At 52.5% G+C, this 18,512-nt stretch carries 18 protein-coding genes and 1 pseudogene; 10 read left to right on the plus strand and 9 right to left on the minus strand.

Translation table 11 applies throughout. The features are described from left to right. The first annotated feature begins 5 nt into the window (after positions 1-5). From HOM51_10300 to HOM51_10310, 3 genes are all read left to right on the plus strand, one after another. Positions 6-509: a hypothetical protein gene (locus tag HOM51_10300; GenBank protein ID MBT5034897.1), complete on the plus strand. Its 504-nt coding sequence runs from the start codon at positions 6-8 to the stop codon at positions 507-509. 90 nt (positions 510-599) lie between these two features. Continuing rightward, positions 600-851 carry a hypothetical protein gene (locus HOM51_10305; GenBank protein MBT5034898.1) on the plus strand — a complete coding sequence of 84 codons (252 nt, stop codon included), beginning with the start codon at positions 600-602 and terminating at the stop codon, positions 849-851. Between the two features lie 4 nt (positions 852-855). Next, on the plus strand, positions 856-1,398 hold the full coding sequence (locus HOM51_10310; protein ID MBT5034899.1) for a hydrolase: 543 nt from the start codon (positions 856-858) through the stop codon (positions 1,396-1,398). Positions 1,399-1,842: 444 nt separating this feature from the next. Here the strand turns inward: HOM51_10310 and HOM51_10315 are convergent, their stop codons facing one another. Both HOM51_10315 and HOM51_10320 read right to left on the minus strand, forming a co-directional pair. After that, positions 1,843-2,130, minus strand: coding sequence for a helix-turn-helix domain-containing protein (locus HOM51_10315; GenBank protein MBT5034900.1), 288 nt, complete (start codon positions 2,128-2,130; stop codon positions 1,843-1,845). Then, a complete protein-coding gene (locus tag HOM51_10320) occupies positions 2,127-2,474 on the minus strand; it encodes a type II toxin-antitoxin system RelE/ParE family toxin (GenBank protein MBT5034901.1) in 348 nt (115 codons plus the stop codon). The genes HOM51_10315 and HOM51_10320 overlap by 4 nt, the downstream gene beginning before the upstream one ends. A 45-nt stretch (positions 2,475-2,519) precedes the next feature. On the opposite strand from HOM51_10320, the gene HOM51_10325 reads away from it, so the two are divergent. Together HOM51_10325 and xsc are read left to right on the plus strand one after the other, a co-directional pair. Further along, the gene (locus HOM51_10325; protein ID MBT5034902.1) at positions 2,520-3,428 is read left to right on the plus strand and encodes an NAD(P)-dependent oxidoreductase; all 909 of its coding nucleotides are present in this window, start codon (positions 2,520-2,522) and stop codon (positions 3,426-3,428) included. 111 nt (positions 3,429-3,539) lie between these two features. Further along, complete coding sequence (gene xsc / locus HOM51_10330; protein ID MBT5034903.1) at positions 3,540-5,318, plus strand: sulfoacetaldehyde acetyltransferase; 1,779 nt, start codon at positions 3,540-3,542, stop codon at positions 5,316-5,318. Positions 5,319-5,337: 19 nt separating this feature from the next. On the opposite strand, the gene HOM51_10335 is transcribed toward xsc, so the two are convergent. Next, complete coding sequence (locus HOM51_10335) at positions 5,338-6,441, minus strand: GTP-binding protein (protein MBT5034904.1); 1,104 nt, start codon at positions 6,439-6,441, stop codon at positions 5,338-5,340. 1 nt (position 6,442) lies between these two features. Further along, positions 6,443-7,216 (minus strand): IclR family transcriptional regulator, encoded by a 774-nt coding sequence (locus tag HOM51_10340; protein MBT5034905.1) that lies wholly within the window; start codon positions 7,214-7,216, stop codon positions 6,443-6,445. 130 nt (positions 7,217-7,346) lie between these two features. On the opposite strand from HOM51_10340, the gene HOM51_10345 reads away from it, so the two are divergent. Then, on the plus strand, positions 7,347-9,083 hold the full coding sequence (locus HOM51_10345; GenBank protein MBT5034906.1) for a dihydroxy-acid dehydratase: 1,737 nt from the start codon (positions 7,347-7,349) through the stop codon (positions 9,081-9,083). Positions 9,084-9,097: 14 nt separating this feature from the next. Here HOM51_10345 and HOM51_10350 read toward each other — a convergent pair whose 3' ends face one another. Next, positions 9,098-9,784, minus strand: a complete 687-nt coding sequence (locus tag HOM51_10350; GenBank protein ID MBT5034907.1) for a hypothetical protein — start codon at positions 9,782-9,784, stop codon at positions 9,098-9,100. Between the two features lies 1 nt (position 9,785). After that, positions 9,786-10,667, minus strand: a complete 882-nt coding sequence (locus HOM51_10355; protein ID MBT5034908.1) for a TauD/TfdA family dioxygenase — start codon at positions 10,665-10,667, stop codon at positions 9,786-9,788. Positions 10,668-10,836: 169 nt separating this feature from the next. On the opposite strand from HOM51_10355, the gene HOM51_10360 reads away from it, so the two are divergent. Further along, positions 10,837-11,286, plus strand: a complete 450-nt coding sequence (locus HOM51_10360; GenBank protein ID MBT5034909.1) for a cupin domain-containing protein — start codon at positions 10,837-10,839, stop codon at positions 11,284-11,286. A gap of 35 nt (positions 11,287-11,321) precedes the next feature. Further along, entirely contained in the window at positions 11,322-12,110 is a 789-nt protein-coding gene (locus tag HOM51_10365; protein MBT5034910.1) for an alpha/beta fold hydrolase, read from the plus strand. A gap of 45 nt (positions 12,111-12,155) precedes the next feature. Here HOM51_10365 and HOM51_10370 read toward each other — a convergent pair whose 3' ends face one another. The 3 genes and pseudogenes from HOM51_10370 to HOM51_10380 form a co-directional block, all read right to left on the minus strand. Continuing rightward, positions 12,156-13,406 carry an ATP-grasp domain-containing protein gene (locus HOM51_10370; GenBank protein MBT5034911.1) on the minus strand — a complete coding sequence of 417 codons (1,251 nt, stop codon included), beginning with the start codon at positions 13,404-13,406 and terminating at the stop codon, positions 12,156-12,158. Next, the gene (locus tag HOM51_10375) at positions 13,406-14,797 is read right to left on the minus strand and encodes a radical SAM protein (GenBank protein MBT5034912.1); all 1,392 of its coding nucleotides are present in this window, start codon (positions 14,795-14,797) and stop codon (positions 13,406-13,408) included. The genes HOM51_10370 and HOM51_10375 overlap by 1 nt, the downstream gene beginning before the upstream one ends. 316 nt (positions 14,798-15,113) lie before the next feature. After that, positions 15,114-15,623, minus strand: a pseudogene (locus HOM51_10380) (NifU family protein). A gap of 135 nt (positions 15,624-15,758) precedes the next feature. Between HOM51_10380 and HOM51_10385 the strand changes: the two are divergent. Further along, positions 15,759-16,757, plus strand: coding sequence for an oxidoreductase (locus HOM51_10385; protein ID MBT5034913.1), 999 nt, complete (start codon positions 15,759-15,761; stop codon positions 16,755-16,757). Positions 16,758-17,010: 253 nt separating this feature from the next. Further along, entirely contained in the window at positions 17,011-18,339 is a 1,329-nt protein-coding gene (locus HOM51_10390; GenBank protein ID MBT5034914.1) for a TolC family protein, read from the plus strand. Positions 18,340-18,512: the final 173 nt, after the last annotated feature.

An 18,512-nucleotide genomic window follows, 5' to 3' on the forward strand; every position in this document is an offset into this window, starting at 1 on the left:
TTACCATGGGTTACACAATTGATGAACTTTCCGCCGACTGTCATGACGCCATTGCGGCTGCAAACAATCCTGATGGTCGTGAGCGGGTACGCCAGCACCTGGAAAAGGCGCTCGCCGACCCGAACTTTATTGAAACCCATTTAGGTTCGCACGCGGATTCAGAACGCAATATTCTGTTCGAAGACCCAGACTTTGGCTTCTGCATCATCGCCCACGTCTATAATGGCGCGAAGGCGAGCGGCCCGCATGATCATGGCCCGTCTTGGGCGATCTACGGCCAAGCCAAAGGCACCACCGAAATGACCGAATGGAACGTTACCAAAAAGCCTGCGGACGGTGAGCCCGGAATTGTCGAGCCGGTGAAGACGTACGAAATGACGCCGGGGGATGCAATCCTCTACAACATCGGTGATGTGCATTCGCCCAGGCGGGAAGACTCAACCCGTCTGATCCGCATCGAAGGCTCGGATATGACGAAGGTCACGCGGGATAAATTCGAAGCCGCATAAGTCGGTTTTCTGTTATCCGTGTGACTTAAAAAATTTTAACGGACGCAATCACTCGTTGCGTCCGTTAATTTATTAGGCGTAGAATTTCGTATGATGCGAAATATACCCATCCTGATGCGGTTTTTCGAATACGGCCTCTGGCTGCTTGTCGTGGTTTTGGCGCTAATCCTACAGGTATCGCCGTTCATGTTGGCGCTGACGCTGATGGTCTATTCCTTAGGTGCAACCGCTTCGGCGTCATTGGCTTTTACCGCTTGTGTATTTGCCCTGATTTTCTATGCCTGCTGGACGGCAACCCAGCGAGAAAAGACTCGCACGGATCGCTGGCGTTGGGGAAACTAACTCCATGCTGATCAAGGCACAAAATTCCTGCCTGATCGTCATCGACATCCAAGAACGCCTCGTCCCCGCCATGCAGGCTCCGGCTCGGGTGATCAAAAACGCGGGTATCTTGATGAAGGCAGCCGCTCGCCTGGACGTGCCGGTCCTTATGACCGAACAATACCCCAAGGGCCTGGGCTCTATCGTGCCCGAACTCCAAGACATTGTGCCTGGTGCCCCTGTTCTCGAGAAAACACATTTCTCCTGCATGAACGAACCCACCTTCGCGGCCAAGTTCAAAGACCTGGACCGCAAGCAAGCCATCATCGTCGGCATGGAAGCCCATATCTGCGTCATGCAAACCGGCGTCGACCTGATGGAACAAGGCTACGAAATCTTCGTCGTCACCGACGCCACGTCGTCGCGCTCCCCCGAAAGCGAGAAGGCTTGTCTAGATCGCTTGAGTGCCCACGGGGCCGGAATTGTGACGACGGAAATGGTTGTGTTTGAGTGGCTGGAAAAAGCCGGGACAGACGCGTTTAAGGAGTTGTTGGGGATGGTGAAGTAGGGACGTGAAAACTATGAAAATTTAGAATCAAATTACGATTTCTTGGCTATCAAAACCAATTGGCTATAGCAAAAGCGAAAATTATTACTACGTAGGAAAGAAGTCCGACGAGAATAGATACATGAAATTTATTGATATTTTTTGTGGCTCCAAAGAACCATAGGGGATGCTTTATTTTTCCAAACGAAATTACTCTAAGAACTATTGCGCCCGTGTTGTACATGATGAAATACCATAGAAATTCCACTAATACCCAAAGTGATAGTTCGATTATTATTTCCATGAGAACTCACGTTTCGTGAAAATTTTTATTCTAACTTTTGCTGAGGGGCTCTCTGTCTGATCTAATCAGTTTAGCACAATTTTGTTATTGTTAATAAAATTGTGAAATTATAAATAATAATTTTTATAGATCAGTTGCACTCATATACTTCTAGTTCGGGCCTAACCATGCAACGCCCGAACCGCAGTTTCCGGGTCCGCATCAATAATTTTTAAAAGCGCCACAGCCGGGCCTTCTGGGTGCCGACGGCCCTGTTCCCAGTTTCTGAGGGTGCCGACAGGGATGTGGAAGATGTCAGCGAATTTTGGTTGGGATAGTCCTGTTTTCCGGCGGATTTCTTTAACGTCGGGAACGAAAATTTTATGTTCGACCGCTTTGGATTTGTCGCCTTCGGCATAGGCAAGGGCATCTTCCAGACCGGTCATGATGTTTTTGAATGCTTTGCTCATTTTCGTGCTCCATACGTTTTGCAGATGGCTTTGGCGACCTTTGCCAGATTGTTGCGTTCGCTTTTCGTTAGGTTGCTCTTCTCATTTTTCGCAAACAAGGCCACCAAAAATATTGGTTTACCGTCACCGCAATACAGATAGACAAACCGCACACTGCCGCTTTTTCCGCGTCCTTCCAAAGCAAACCGACCCTTGCGACATCCACCTGTACCGACCATGAGATCACCGTAAGTCGGGTCTTCTGCAACAAGGACCGCAATTTCTTCGCGCAGGGCTGGGGACAGCAACCCCTTGGCGCGGGATGAAAAGTTCGGTATTTCAACAACAGTTACCAGCTTCTCCATAAATCCACACTACGCCAATGGCGTAGTTAAGTAAAGGAAGGCCTTATGTCAACATCCCCCATGACAAAACGCGTCGGCATCGTTGGTATGGGCCTGATGGGACAGGCGTTTATTGCTAATTTGCAGAGGGCGCAATTTAGCGTGCAGGGGTATGACCCTGATTCTGACCGCATGGACCAATTGCGTGACCAGGGAGGCGAGGCGGTTGCGACGCCTGCTGATGTGGCCAAGGGCGTTGACTGTGTGATCGCCTCGCTGCCGACGGCCGACATTGCCCGTGAGGCGTTGCTTGGGGCTGGCGGCATTGCCGAAGGGGCAGCGGAGGGGCTTTATGTTTGTGACACGACGACGGCCCGTCCTGAAATATCCGAACAGACATTCAAAGACCTCGCCGACAAAGGCATCCGATATCTTGATTCAGCGATCAGCGGCACCAGTGCCATGGCACATGAGCGGGATACCATTGTTATTGCTGGCGGGCGGGAGGAAGATTTTGAAGCCTGCAAGCCGGTGTTCGAGGCGATTGCCCGCGCCGCCTATTATATGGGGCCTGCGGGGTCGGGGTCCCGCACCAAGCTGGTGATCAATCTTGTGCTGTCGGGAAATAGGTTGGCGCTTGCCGAAGGGTTGGTGATGGGGGAGAAGGCCGGGCTCGAAACCACCAACCTGCTGGAAGTCCTCAAAGACGGCGCGAGTTATTCCAAGACCATGAACGACAAGGGGCCGAAGGTGTTGTCGGGAAATTATACGGCAGATTCGTTTGTTCGCAGCTCGCTCAAGGATGCTCGCCTGATGCTGGAAATGGGGCAAAAGGTGGGAGCACCCACATTGATGATCGGCACCTGGGCGCAGCTGTTACAGGCAGCTTGCGAAAAAGGATTATCGGAAAAAGACACGATGGTCTTCTTCGAGGTCCTGCGCTCCATGGCGGGGCTTGAGGACCGCGATATTTAACGCCCTTACCTTGCATTCATCGTCCTACTCGGTAAACTGCGGCTTGCTAAAAAACAGCTCGTATACGGCCCTACGAGCCCTGCCGAACTAAATACTGAAAAGGAAATTGAAATGACGAAGATGACCACGGAAGAAGCGTTTGTGAAGGTTTTGCAGATGCATGGGATCGAACATGCGTTTGGTATTATTGGATCTGCGATGATGCCGGTTTCAGACCTTTTCCCCAAGGCAGGGATTAATTTCTGGGACTGTGCCCACGAATGCAATGCCGGCATGATGGCGGATGGCTATACCCGCTCTACTGGCGAGATGTCCATGATGATTGCCCAGAACGGCCCCGGCATTACCAACTTCGTGACGCCCGTGAAGACCGCCTATTGGAACCATACGCCTTTGTTGTTGGTAACACCCCAGGCGGCCAATAAAACCATGGGCCAAGGTGGCTTCCAAGAAGTCCCGCAAATGGAAATCTTCCAGGAGATGGTGTGTTACCAAGAAGAAGTCCGCGATCCGTCTCGCATGGCAGAGGTCCTTAACCGGGTGATCGAACAGGCGTGGCGTGGCTCTGCCCCGGCGCAGATCAACGTACCGCGTGATTTCTGGACCCAGGTTATTGATATTGAACTGCCGCCCATCGTGCGTCTCGAACGGCCTTCTGGGGGGGCGCAGGCTATTGCGGATGCGGCCAAGCTTCTCTCTGAAGCTAAGTTCCCGGTTATTCTAAATGGCTCAGGTGTTGTGCTTTCGGGCGGCATTGAGGCTTCAAAGGTGTTGGCCGAACGGCTGACGGCCCCTGTGTGCTGTGGCTATCAACACCCTGACGCTTTTCCGGGTTCGCACCCGTTGTTCATGGGCCCGCTCGGGTATAACGGATCAAAGGCGGCGATGGAGATGATTTCTAAGGCCGATGTCGTGCTGGCGTTGGGCACGCGGCTTAATCCTTTCTCTACCCTGCCGGGGTATGGCATCGACTATTGGCCCAAGGATGCGACGATCATTCAAGTGGACATGAATTCAGACCGGATCGGCCTGACAAAAAAAGTCACGGTACCGATTCAAGGCGACGCTAAGTTAGTTGCTGAGCAAATTACCGCACTGCTTTCTGATGGTGCGGGCGATGCCGGGCGCTCCGAACGCCAGGACCTGGTCGCCACGACGAAATCTAGATGGTTGCAGACTTTGGCCTCCATGGATCACGAAGACGACGATCCGGGCACGACCTGGAACGAACGCGCACGCAACAAGCATGCTGACCGGATGAGCCCGCGTATGGCATGGCGCGCCGTCCAAGCGGGCCTGCCGCGCGATGCAATCATCTCGTCTGACATTGGTAACAACTGTGCGCTTGGGAATGCCTATCCGACATTTGATGAGGGACGGAAATATTTGTCTCCCGGGTTGTTTGGCCCGTGCGGTTATGGCTTCCCGGCGATCATTGGCGCAAAAATCGGCTGCCCTGATATACCTGTCGTTGGCTTTGCCGGTGACGGGGCGTTCGGTATTTCCATGAATGAAATGACGGCGTGCGGTCGTGACCCATGGCCGCCGATTACCATGGTCATCTTCCGCAACTATCAATGGGGTGCTGAAAAGCGGAATACGACCCTGTGGTACGCGGATAACTTTGTCGGAACGGAATTAGACCTAGATGTCGAATACGCAAAAATCGCCGAAGCCTGTGGCTCAAAAGGTGTTCAGGTCACGACCATGCAGGACCTGACCGATGCGCTCCAGACCGCGTGTAAGGAACAAATGACGGGAACGACAACCTTCATTGAAGTCATCTTGAACCAAGAACTGGGCGAGCCCTTCCGCCGCGATGCGATGACGACCCCTGTGGAAGTCGCCGGGATCAGTCGTGACGACATGAAGCCGCAACGACCGGTTTGATTCGACTGCGGCGGCTCGATCAAATCTTAAAGTGCGACATTGCGTTCATGAACTGGGCGTAATTTTCGGGGTGGATGGCTTCACCTGGTTGTTTGTCGACGACGGGGTCGTAGCGAAAGGCGTTGAGGGATCCGCGAATTTCAGTTTCATCCAAACCTAGGGTGATGAAGACAATTTTGGATCGGTGATCGCCGTCGGGCCAAGCGGTTAGGGCTTGGGGTTCGTGGAAAACCTGTTGGACGGCGTGGACGACGATGGGTTCGCTCTTAACGTTGAGGATGCCTTTTACGCGCAGCAATCCGGGCCCAAGAAATGTCGAAATCGCATCCACCCAAAGTTTTAGACCCATCGGGTGGATCGGTTTGTCGATATAGACGGCAAAGGTGTGGACGCTGTCTTCGCTGCCATGATTATGATTATGATGGTGATGGTCTTTAAAGGCATCTAGGCGCAGCCAGTCTTCAACATCATCGCCGCGTGCGCCCCTGGATTCTAATCCGATGCCGAATAGGTCATTGGGGTTGAGAACGCCGTTATTCGCGGTGAGTTGATCTGCACCCGGATTTATCTCCGTCAATCGAGATTTAAGGTCGGCCAGTTTCGCTGGCTCCGCCAAGTCTTCCTTCGCCAATACAATGCGATCAGCGGTTGCTGCTTGCTTGACCGATTCCAAGTGGGTGTCCAATTGATCGCCCCCATTGACGGCATCAACTACCGTCACCACCCCATCCAAGACAAAGTGGTTCGAGATAATATGGTGGGTCAAAAGGGTTTTGAGAATCGGTACCGGATCGGCGAGCCCTGTGGTTTCAATCACGACTTTGCGGAACGGCGGCATGCCGTTTTTGCCGCGCTTGTTCAGAAGGTCTTGAAGGGTGCCCGCCAAGTCGCCCTGAATGGTGCAGCAGATACAGCCGCTGGCCAGCAGCGCCATATTCTCATCGGCTGTTTCAACCAACAGATGATCCAGACCGACGTCGCCAAATTCATTGATGATGACGGCAGTGTCAGAAAGTTCGGGTTGTTTGAGCAGGAAATTTAGCAGCGTTGTTTTTCCGCTGCCAAGAAAGCCTGTCACCAACGTGACGGGCAAACGTTCCTGGTTCTCAGGTTTGTTGGACACCTTATCCGGCTGCAGCGGTTTTGCTTTGGCCGTAGCCCAGTTCTTCGCTAATCCTTTGCGCCGTTTGAACAACCGCCGGGGCCAGTTCTGCACCGCGTTGATTGGTTATGCGGGTTTCAGGTCCACGTAGTGAAATGGCTGCGATAATTTCACCAGCGCTATTAAAGACAGGGGCGGCAATTGCACAGGAATGAATGGTCACTTCGCCTGTTGTTTGGGCATAACCTGCCTGGCGAACTTGTTCCAGTTCCTTCATGTAAACCGCAGGATTCGATACCGCTGTCGATGTTAGGGGGTGCAGATTGGTTTGCTTGATAATTCGTGCGCATTCCACTTCTTGCAGATGAGCCATGAAGACTCGGCCCGTTGCACCTGTATATATGGGAACTGCGCTGCCAATGGTCGGCACGACGGCCAGTTCATGGCCAGATGGCAGCACCTCAATCGTGACTCGTTCCAAGCCACGGGGGCAAACCAAGCACACGGTTTCCTCTGTCTTGCGCATAAGGATTTCCATGTAGGGCTTTGCCAAATTGCGGATGTCACTCCGCCACGTGCTGTAAAGCCGGGAGATATTGGAGCCCGGGATATACCGCCGTGTGATCGGGTCCTGCTGCACCAGCTTGGCATTGCCGAGTGTGGAAAGCAGTCTGAGAGATGTTGCCTTGTCCAAACCAATCGACCGGCTAATTTCGGAAAGACCTAACGGTGCGTCGCTTTGTGCCACTAAAAATAAAATGGAAATTGCGCGCTCGACAGAACGGACGGGCTTCATATTTTGTATTATTCCTCTGTATAGTCCAACCTTAGGTGGGGTTTCCCAGCCTTGCTAACCCTAGTATACAACACATTGGTGCACAGGATGCACCCCCTATTTAAGGTATAGCCTACGGAAAGGTCACGTGATGACGGAAAATAAGAAAATAAAAAAGCCGGAAGAGTTGCGCAGCCACCGCTGGTTTGGCGTTACTGATTTACGCTCATTTGCCCATCGGGCGCGAATGAAGCAAATCGGGTATTCTCGGGAAGACTTCGCTGGTCGCCCGGTAATTGCCGTCGTAAACACATGGAGTGACTTTAATCCCTGCCATACGCATCTGCGCGACCGGGCCGAAGATGTGAAACGGGGCGTGTTGCAGGCAGGCGGATTTCCGTTGGAATTGCCGGCGATGAGCTTGGCCGAGCCCTTCGTCAAACCGACCACCATGCTGTATCGGAATTTCTTGGCAATGGAGACGGAAGAATTGTTGCGCTCTCATCCAGTTGATGGCGCGGTATTGCTGGGCGGGTGTGATAAGACGACACCAGGGCTTTTGATGGGGGCATTCAGTATGGACATCCCGGCAATCTACGTGCCTGCGGGACCAATGCTGAGCGGAAATTGGGCGGGAAAGCCCCTCGGCATGGGCACGGACACCTGGAAATATTGGGACGAACTCCGCGCCGGTAATATTACCGAACAAGACTGGGACGAAATTGAAAGCGGCATTGCCCGGTCTCATGGCCACTGTCAGGTCATGGGCACAGCCTCAACCATGACCGCTATTGCCGAGGCCATGGGCATGACCTTGCCGGGGGCCAGTTCCATTCCGGCACCAGATTCAAACCACCCCCGTATGTGTGGCGACTCGGGTCGGCGCATTGTCGATATGGTGTGGGAAGATCAAAAGCCAAGTGACATTGTGACCCGGGCATCAGTCGATAATGCGGTGACTGTGCACATGGCGATGGGGGGGTCGACCAATGCCATCATTCATTTGATTGCCATGGCTAAGCGCGCAGGAGTTGATTTGGACCTCAACAGGTTCGATGAAATTTCGCGAAAGACCCCGGTGATCGCTAACGTCAAACCGTCCGGCACATATTTGATGGAAGACTTCTTTTATGCGGGTGGTTTGGCCGCCTTCATGACCGAATTAAAAGGACTTTTGGACGCAGACGCGATAACGGTCACGGGTAAAACCATTGGCGAAAATATCGCTCGAGCCAAGGTCCATAAGCCAGACGTCATTCAAACCGTAGACAATCCGGTTTATGCGGAAGGCGCGACGGCGGTTCTGTACGGCAATATCGCACCCGGCGGATGCGTCATGAAACCCGCCGCCGCCGACCCGAGGTTCTTAAAGCACCGCGGACCGGCGTTGGTATTTAAGGACTATAACCACATGGCGGCCGAGATCGATAATGAGGACTTGGACGTCACCGTGGATACGGTTCTAGTATTGCAGAACGCAGGGCCTCTCGGCGGACCTGGTATGCCCGAATGGGGCATGTTGCCAATCCCAAAGAAGCTTCTAAAGGAAGGCGTGCGCGACATGCTGCGGCTTTCAGACGCTAGAATGAGCGGCACCAGCTACGGCGCGTGCGTGCTTCACGTCGCACCCGAATCATTTATTGGCGGGCCGTTTGCGTTTGTTCAAACTGGTGACTTTATCGAAACAGATGCGGAAATCCGGCGCATCCACTTGGACATCAGCGACGAAGAACTCGAACGCCGCCGGGCCGCTTGGGTGAAACCTGAACCACGCTACGAACGGGGCTTTGGAAAAATGTACTCAGCGCACGTTCTGCAGGCTGACCAAGGTTGTGACTTTGATTATTTGGAAGCGGGAGTGGCGGTTCCGGAACCGGAGATTCATTAAGTAATTTATTCAGTTCACCCGAGCAAAAACCACGTCGCCTTTGCATACGCTATCAAGCTACCTGTCCCCGTATGGATCGCCGTCCCTGCATAATGTTTCCGTCCGTCGATGCCGAGGGACCAGCCGGTGACGACGTAGGGTTCTCCTGGTGTGACGTCGCTAATAATGTGTGTTGCCATACGGCCCAAGACAATGGGCTCTAATTCAGCTTTCATGACGCCGTAGGAGCCGGGGCAGTCGAGTGCTGACCAGATGAATTCAGGGCTAATTTTACCGTCCTTACTTAATGACGAGTTGGGGACCCAGATTGCAGCAACGCGTTCATCACCTGGAAGGCGACCGGGAAACAACCGCAGGCCATTGCCTTCGTCTCGTTTCGGTCCACAGACGAAACAGGTCGGGAAGGGGTGTTCGTTAAAGCCGGTATAGTGTTTTGAGGCAGCGGTCGCGTCTTCGATGGAGGGAGCGGGTTCAATGTCCAGATCGACTTGAGCTGGCTTGGCCTCGGCAATGAGTTGATCATCATGCATTAGGGTGATGCGTTCGGTCGGGTCACCGTGGACTTCCATCGTAACATTCAAAGGGGGCGGCAGGCGCAGAGTAACTTCCGCCGCACCTTCGATATATTGCGCGAGCCGTCCACAGGTGTAGCCGCCGTTGCCTGACTCTGGCGGGCCGCAGAATTGTTTGTCGATGATGATTTTACCCAGCATCAGGCTTAAACACCGGCTTTTCGCCCAAAACCTGGGTGCGGTACATCATGCGGTCGTATTTGCTGTCGTCGAATGGCGTTGCTTTGTGAAGCGTGGCGCGATTGTCCCAGACGACCAAGTCGCCTTGTTGCCACTTGTGCCGATAGACATATTTTTCCTGGGTGGCGAAGGCTTCGACTTCGGCAACAAGCGCCTGAGCCACGTCATCTTCCATGCCGTCAATGTGAGGAACCATCATTTCGGTAACGAAAAGAGCCCGTCGTCCTGACTGAGGGTGGGTGATAACGGCCGGGTGTTGGACCGGCGGGACCTTGGTGATTTGTTCTTCGGTCAAAGCGGGGCGCCACGGATAAAGGTCTGAATAACGCCAGTTGCGATCGTTTGTCGCCATACGGCCTTCTAATTTTTCCTTCAAGTCTTGGCGCAGGTCCTCGTAGGCTGAATGCATATCGGCAAACAGGGTATCAGCGCCTTCAGGCGGGCATTCCGCGCCGTATAGGAGCGTCGCCTTTCCGGGAATTTCTTTAAAGCAAAGGTCTGAATGCCAGTGATGGCCCCCTTTGTATGCGCCAATCAATGTGCCATCGGCGTTTTTCTTGTTGGAAAGAACGCGGACTTCAGGGTGATCCGGGAACGTGCTTTCGGCCAGATGATGGATGTCCTGCTTGCCAAATGTTTCGGTAAAGGCGCTGAGTTGCCCTGGGGTCAGGGTTTGGTTCCGAAATAACAGAACGGATGCGCTGTTGAACAGGGTAATAATCTGCGATTTTTCTTCTTCGTTCAGAGATTCCGTAAGGTCCAAGCCTACTATTTCGGTTCCGAAACGAAAATTCAGAGGGATGGCGTCGAAGTGTTCCATAGTTTTTTTCAATCCTGATTGTTCCTGCAGACCTCAAAATCCTAAGTTCTACAAAAATGTAGCGCGTAACGTTGGATTTGAAAGGCCTAATTTTGTATGCTATTGGAGCGGAGTGATTTCATAATGCATCGTCGGTGTGCGATGTAAACCGACTTAATCAGATGAAAGTAAGGACGATAAAATGGCGGCAGAAACGAAAAGCGAAGGTGCGGTAAAAGCAGGCAAAGACAACGCCGGATATACATTCAACTTTAAAGAAGTTGAAATCGTTCCAGCGGGCACCGGTTATTCCACGTCTCATGGTGGTGTTATCGAAGGCGAACGGATGCTGGTTGGCTGTATCCGCAAACCCAAGGGCACGGGATCGCGGATGCATTCCCATCCCAACGAACAATTCAATCTTGTTCTTGAAGGCACGCTTCATGGTAGCATCAATGGTGTTGAATTCGTCGCCCCCACGGGAACGATGATTTACATTCCTGCTGAAGCGCCCCATACGATTAGGGCAACCCAGGACGAAGATGTTATTTTCTGTGCGATCAAGGACCTGTCTCACGGCGTCATCGGCATGGCGGTAGACGGCACCATGAGTGGCCCGCACTACGACCCAGGGTTCGAGCCCGACGCTTAAATCGAAACTGAGCAAATTTGAACAGGCGGTTTTGTATGCGCCATCTAGCCCCAGTTCTCGCAGTTTTTGCGGTACTGGGGCTTTGTTTTGCTGCAAGCGCAGAGTCTGGAAAAACCGGTGTCGTGCTTTTGCACGGAAAAAACGGTGACCCAGACTCGCGCATATTCGAGCCTTTGGCAGATGCCTTTCAAGACAACGGTATCCTTTTCAGTCTTCCCGAAATGCCTTGGTCAGAGAGTCGATTTCTAGACAATGACGTAGACGGGGCGGTTGCCGAAATCGACAAGGCGTTGCAAGGGTTGCGAAACAAGGGGGCAAGTCGGGTCATCCTTGCTGGCCACAGTATTGGTGCCAATGTGGCGCTTTATTATGCGACAAAGCGTGAAGGTCTAGCAGGCGTCATGGCCATTGCCCCCGGCCATCCGGTCGAACTTCGTGGTTTTCAACGCCGCATGAAATTCGATTATCGTCGCGCCCGGGAATTGGTTGCTGCTGGCAAAGGGGACGAGAAGGACGACTTCAACGATATCAATCAGGGCCGCACCGAGTCGTTTTTGGTAAAAGCAAAATTTTACTTGAGTTACTACGATGCCGACGGGGCTTTGGTGATGCCCCGAAATGTTGAGGGCCTGAAGCCCAGCACGCCGCTGCTATGGATCATTGGCGAAGGCGACCGGATGTACCGGCGCGGCGAAAGCTACGCCTACACCAACGCGCCGCCTCACCCCAAAAACAATTACGCTGTTGTTGATGGCGGACACATTGATGTGCTGGAAACCGGCGTTGATGTGATCGTTGGTTGGGTTAAGGGCCTGGGAAATTAATTCTTAGAGAAATTAATTCTTAGAGAAATTAATTCTTAGAAACAATTACGCACTTATTTCGAACACCAACCGCCGGTGCGCTTCTCTAAGGGCGGCTTCCACGCTTTCCGGCGTTTCAGCCTTGGCGAATATAAATCCCAGATATTTATTACCCTCTGGCAGAGGGATCAGTTGCTTGCCAATGGGAATAGAGATTGTCACGTCTTCTATGCCAGGCACGGTGCGCGCCTCTTCCTCGCCGCTTACGGATTTCAGCACGCCAGCTTCCGGGATTGGGATCATCATAACGCCAGAGGCCGTAACTTCGCGTTCGGTCGAAGGAAGCGTCAGACCTAGGGTGTGACGCAGGACAATTTCTTCCAAGCTCATGCCGGTGCCAAATTGTAGGGTGCGGGCGCAAAGGCCGCCGATGGTCCTGGCCCCCACTTCTATGACATACACACCCAGGCTATTCACCCGCAGTTCGGCATGGATCGGGCCGTCCGTAAGACCCAGGACAGAAAGTGCTTTGGCTGTTGTTTCTGTGATGAGGTCCTGGGTTTTTTCGGGCAGGCGCGACGGTGTGATGTAAAGTGTTTCCTCAAAGAACGGTCCATTCAAAGGATCAGGCTTATCGAACAGGGCAAGACGCGTTAGCTTGCTGTCTTGCAGCAACCCTTCCAGTGCAACTTCCATGCCCGGCACAAAAGTCTCCACCAGGATTTGATCCTTGCCTTCTCCAGTAAAGACCAAGTCCGCTTGATGCAGAATTTTTACGATCCTCTCAAACGCAGCGATAAATTCAGCCTCGTAATCGGCACGAATAACGCCGCGGCTGGCCGAAAGAGCGGCGGGCTTTAGCACCACCGGATAGTCGGCCTTCCGGGCTGGAGCAATCGGGTCATCATAAATTGTCAGCCGCGTGACCTCAGGGGAGGGTAACCCAGCCCCAATGATGGCTTGTCGAAACTTGTATTTATCGACCGTTGCCCGAATGGCGTCAGGCGGATTGTGGGGGAGGCCCAGGGCCTTGCTGGCCTCGGTGGCGAGTATTGTTGTCTCTTCATCGACCGAGAGGATGGCTCTCAAAGGGTACTTTTTGTCATAGGCGATGATCTCGTCGACGCCACGCTCGACGGTCTTAAAGTTGAATTTGACGGTTTTACCTTGGGAAAGATTTTCCAGGGTCGAGCGGTGGTTAGAGCCCACGGCAACGTCAGCCCCAAGCTGTTCAGCAGCAGCTAAAAAATCTTGCGCACGATAAGAGGTTTTGGGAATAAGAAGCAGCAGTCGACCATTGTCGTGTTTAGTCGGCATTAAAGTCCGGCCAATTGCGCGGACGTTGGCTCAGCGCAGCAATACCAGGGCTCACTCATTTGCGGCACATGAATTGTTTCTGCAGTGCCTATGTTTAACGGTGGCGCAATTCGACCGGCGGCTTTATTCGCCAACTGCCAGAGACCTTCAAATGTCTCTGACCGAGGCGCGTCCCGGGTTTGATGATCTTCGACCAGGGCCGTAACATCTTTATGCAGTTGATCCATGCGCGGGTCGGGATGACGCCATTGATAACTCAGTTCACCGCTGTCATGGCCGGTAATGAATTCCTCCATGCCATCGACTTTTAACATATGCGAGCCTTGTGGGATCAACAGTCGAATACTGAGCTGGACTGGTGCCACGTAACCGATCAAATCAAGCTCCGCCAACAGAGCGAGCAAATCCACATACCCATCTACCGTCGTCCATGGCAGAAACGGAACGAAGGTAGGCGATAGGACAAGCCCAGCGTCGCGCGCCAATTTAGTCACCCGAACGAACTCATCTCGAGTATGCCCTTTATTCAACAGGTCAAGAATTTGATCATCCACAGACTCAACGGCCGTGGTCACGAACAAGCACCCCGTCCGAACCAGGGTCTCCATGTGCGATGCATATTTCAAAAGATGCTCGACCTTAATCGTCGCATCGTAGGTAATATTGGGAAATTGAGTATGGAATTGCTCGATCAGGGGAAGCGCGTGTCCCGGGCCATTGAAGAAATCCGGATCGCCGAGGGTGATGTGCTGGGCACCGGCCTCGACCTGAGCCCGAACGTCCGCCATGACGACGTCTTTCGCGACAATGCGAAACTTACCTTCGTAGACCGGCACCACCGGACAGTGACGGCAAAAATGTTTGCAGCCACGACTGGCTTCCGTGTAGCCGGCGGTGCGGGTTTCACCATTGCCCATATTCAGGTGTGCGTACTGATTAAGCTTTGGAAGGGTCTTTCGACGTGGTATCCGAAATGCCTGCTTGGCAGTGGAAATCAAAGGTTCCGTTTGTATGGATCCGCCACTCTCAAGAAGCCGTTTGTAAGCAGTTGTTAAACCATCTTCGTATTCACCGCCCAAAATTAAATCCGCCCCAAGCTCGCGCAACACGGCTTCATTTAGAGGCGCATAGAGACCGTAAAAGCAGAGAGTTGCTGTCGGATTGATTGTTCTGATTTTCGGCACCATTTCCATCGCTAAACGGGTCGCCGTGTGCATTGGAATATGGAACGCAATTAACCCCGCAGCCTTTACGGCAGCTTCGTCAATGCGCTCTACGGCCAAGTCCAGGCAAGCAACTTCAGCACCGGCATCTTCAAGCCAGGCTGCCGGTGAGGCGAGACCGAAGGGCTGGTGGCCCAGGTCATAGGTCGAAATCAGCAGGACGTTCATTGAGTAATTACTTACCGGGCGCGAAATATGGATTTGTTCCGTCGGCGTGGTCGGTGGTGTCGGTGACCGTCGAAATCTCCGGCACATTCTTTTTGATCTCCACCTCAATGCCTTGCTTCAATGTGACATCCGCCATGCCGCAGCCTTGGCAGCCGCCTTCAAGTCGGATGTAGACGGTGTCTTCTTGAACATCGACCAAGGCAATATGGCCACCATGCGAGGAGACTGAAGGATTAATCCGTTCGTCGATGACTTGTTTGACAGCTAAACCGACCGGCGTTTCCAGACCCGGTTTGGGGATGGCATCGCGGTAGTCGCGGACTTCTTGAACTTCGGGAATATAATGGCGCAGCATGTTTTCGATGCCGGTTTTTAGCGCAACCGCCGGACCCATCATCTCCAGGTAAACGATCCCGTCTTTATACGAGTCAAATGCCACATCGCCACCGTTCTGTTCAGCAGCGGGTTTGATTCGGGTATCAATCAGGTCTTTGATTTCATCAACTACTTTGCCGCCTGAATCCTCATCGGGCGAATCATCCCCAACAACTGTCGGCGCGCCGGAACTGAAGTGATCCATAATGGCGCCGAGCACCGGGGCTTTCAGATGATCCCATTCCAACGTCTCGGTCTTGCCGACCGTAATTGAATCCTTGTCCAGAGAAACGCGAACGACACCATCCACTTCAAACAAGCGTTGCGCCAAAGGGGAACTCCCGGCTTCCGCTTGGTTGCCAAACGCGGCCTTGCCTGAGTTCAGGACGCTCGTTCCCGGGATAAACTTCATGGAGTCCGCTTCGGATAATTTTTCTGTCTGAATAAACATTTTGTCGCTCCGCTGGGGCACCAGCCATTAATTTCATAACTTCACGTAACATGGGGTGTGTTATCGCCTTCGCCAAGGTTATAAGGTGAGGTTTCGCTAAGAACAAAGATTATTCCGACCAAGGGAGAGATGTGAATGTCCGAAACGTTTAAGGCTCTGATGTTGCAAGAGGCCGATAAAAAGGTCACGTCAGCGCTTGAAGAGGTAAAAGTTTCTGATCTGCCAGCAGGCGATGTCACCGTTGATGTTGACTATTCGACCTTGAATTATAAGGACGGCATGATCCTGAAAGGCATTGGACGTTTGGTGCGGAACTATCCGCATATCCCTGGAATTGATTTTGTTGGCACGGTGGCAAATTCAGACTCGGGTGATTATGCACCTGGCGACAAGGTGATCCTGACCGGTTGGCGGGTCGGTGAGATTCATTGGGGCGGCTTTGCCACGAAGGCCCGGGTTAAATCGGATTGGCTGGTTCCCTTACCAGACGGGTTGAACACCAAGCAGGCCATGGCCGTCGGTACGGCGGGATTGACATCGATGCTCGCGGTTTTGGCGCTAGAGGAACATGGACTGTCGCCGGATCAAGATGGTGAAGTCTTAGTCACCGGGGCCGCTGGCGGACTTGGTAGCGTTGCTGTGGCTATTCTCGCGAAGCTCGGATACCGGGTTGCCGCGTCCACAGGACGGGCGGAAACCCACGATTATCTCAAAGATTTAGGCGCAACGACAATTATTGAGCGGACTGAACTCTCGGAACTTCCAGACCGGCCCTTGCTGTCAGAGCGTTGGGCCGGGTGTGTGGATGCGGTTGGTAGTGCGACATTGACTCATGTATTGGCTGAAATGGCGCAAGGCGGGTCGGTGGCTTCTTGTGGATTGGCTGGCGGGGCGGAACTTGGCGGCACGGTACTGCCGTTTTTGCTGCGGGGCGTTAACCTGTTGGGGATTGATTCCAACCTGTGCCCGTTCACGCGCCGTAAACAAGCCTGGGACCGACTGGTCTCTGATCTGGACTTAGACCGGTTGGACGCGATGACGAAGGTTGTTTCTCTGGCTGATTTACCAGAACTGGCCGACAAGATATTGGCCGGGCGAATCCAGGGGCGCGTGGTCGTAGATGTTGCCTTATAACGCCACGAATCGTAATATTTATAGCACAGTATTAAAAATAATATGAGTGAAATAAAACCCCGAAACTTAGGCGATATATGATATTATGGGTTCGTAACGCTTGAGAACGTTGATTAACGGACATTTTAACGGGTTGAGTTATTATTAATTTATAGATTCATGTAGGTAAGATTTTGAAGGCCGCAAAATTTCGAGTTTTCATTTGAACTTTTCGTGCTATACGATGCTAGACGTGAATAAAGGGACTAAGTCCTTGTCTGGATTTGATATTACGTGTTCGTGGAGGCGTCTATTTATCGCTACCGCGGTTTTGCTTGTCGTTGGCGTGTCCGCTGGAAATGCTAACGCGGAGTCGCTCGGCGATTTATTGCCGGGTGTCGTCAAGAACGATGATGTTGTAAAGGCAGCACAGGCGGAGTTCGCAGCCAAGAAACAAGAAGAAAAAGTCGTCTTTGGTCAGTGGTATCCGACCTTGGCTGTTACTGCCAATTATGGTCACGAAAAACAGAAGCCGGAAACCGCTGACGATACCACCCTCGTCACCCGTGACGTGAATTTGTCCGTAACCCAGTTGATTTGGGATTTTGGCAACGTCAACAGCCAAGTCCGGGAAAAGCGGATGGAGGCTGCAGAGGTCGCGGCGCGGCTTAAAGATGCCCGCCAAACGATTATGCGCGATGTGATCTTGGCCTACATCAATGTCCTGAGATTTGATCAAACAATTCAGATTGCCGAACGCGCGATTGAAATCATCGTTGAGCAGGGCCGGCTTGAGGAAAGTCGGCTAAAAATTGGTGCCGGCACATCAACGGATGTATTGAAGGCAAAATCAAAGCTGGCATCGCAAGAAGACCTTCGGGTTTCGTTGCTGAAACAATTACGGACCGCGAAGAACGCCTACCGCGAAACCACGAAAAGTAAGCCGCCAGCGGTCAAGAACATGGTGCGTCCGAGATTACCGTTGGACCTCATGCCGGGTTCAGTTGAAGAAGCCATTAAGCTCGCGATGCGGGATAACCCGTTGCTTCTATCGGGGCGGATCACAAGCTTTATTAACCGACAAAAAGTCAGCACGGCGCGGGCGGCTGGGTTCTTCCCCAAGGTCGAAGGTGTGGTGGAGGACAAGTATAAAGAAGATTTTGGCGGCGCAATTGGCAAGGAGCGTGAGCTTCTGACCAAGTTGCAGATGTCCTACAGCTTTAATCTGGGCGGAACGGCGATTAATACTCTGCGCCAAAACAAGGAAACAGCTAAGCAGTGGCTGTCTACGTATACAGAAGCCCGCAATCGGACCGAAGAATTGGTTCGCAATGCCTGGGATAAGCTCCGTACGTCGCAAGAGCGGGTTAAGATTTTGACCGACGGCTTGGCCATTCACAGCAAATCCTTGGAATTGGTTCGCAAAGACCGGAAAAAAGGAAAATCGACGGTTTTGGAAGTCCTGGACGCAATTGCGCAGCTGACTGTGGCGGAAGGTAGTTTGGCGTTTGAAGAAGCCGAAGTTTTGGGTGCTGCTTATGAATTGCTGTACGCTATGGGTCGGCTAAATTTAGCGGTTGTTGGCGGCGTTCCCCTGAAATAACGCGGGGAGTATGCGTCGGGGCATTGAGAGGTTTTTTACCGATAGTTGCCGTGCTTAACAGTTTGGTATAGAATTGTATTTATAAGGATGGATAAAGGCGCTGACTTAAATAAGCGCATAAAAATAATGACCATCTTGAAATATCGAAATATGGGTGTGTATCGAGTTTGGAG

This window comes from Rhodospirillaceae bacterium, from assembly GCA_018660465.1.
Lineage (GTDB): Bacteria > Pseudomonadota > Alphaproteobacteria > Rhodospirillales > JABJKH01 > JABJKH01.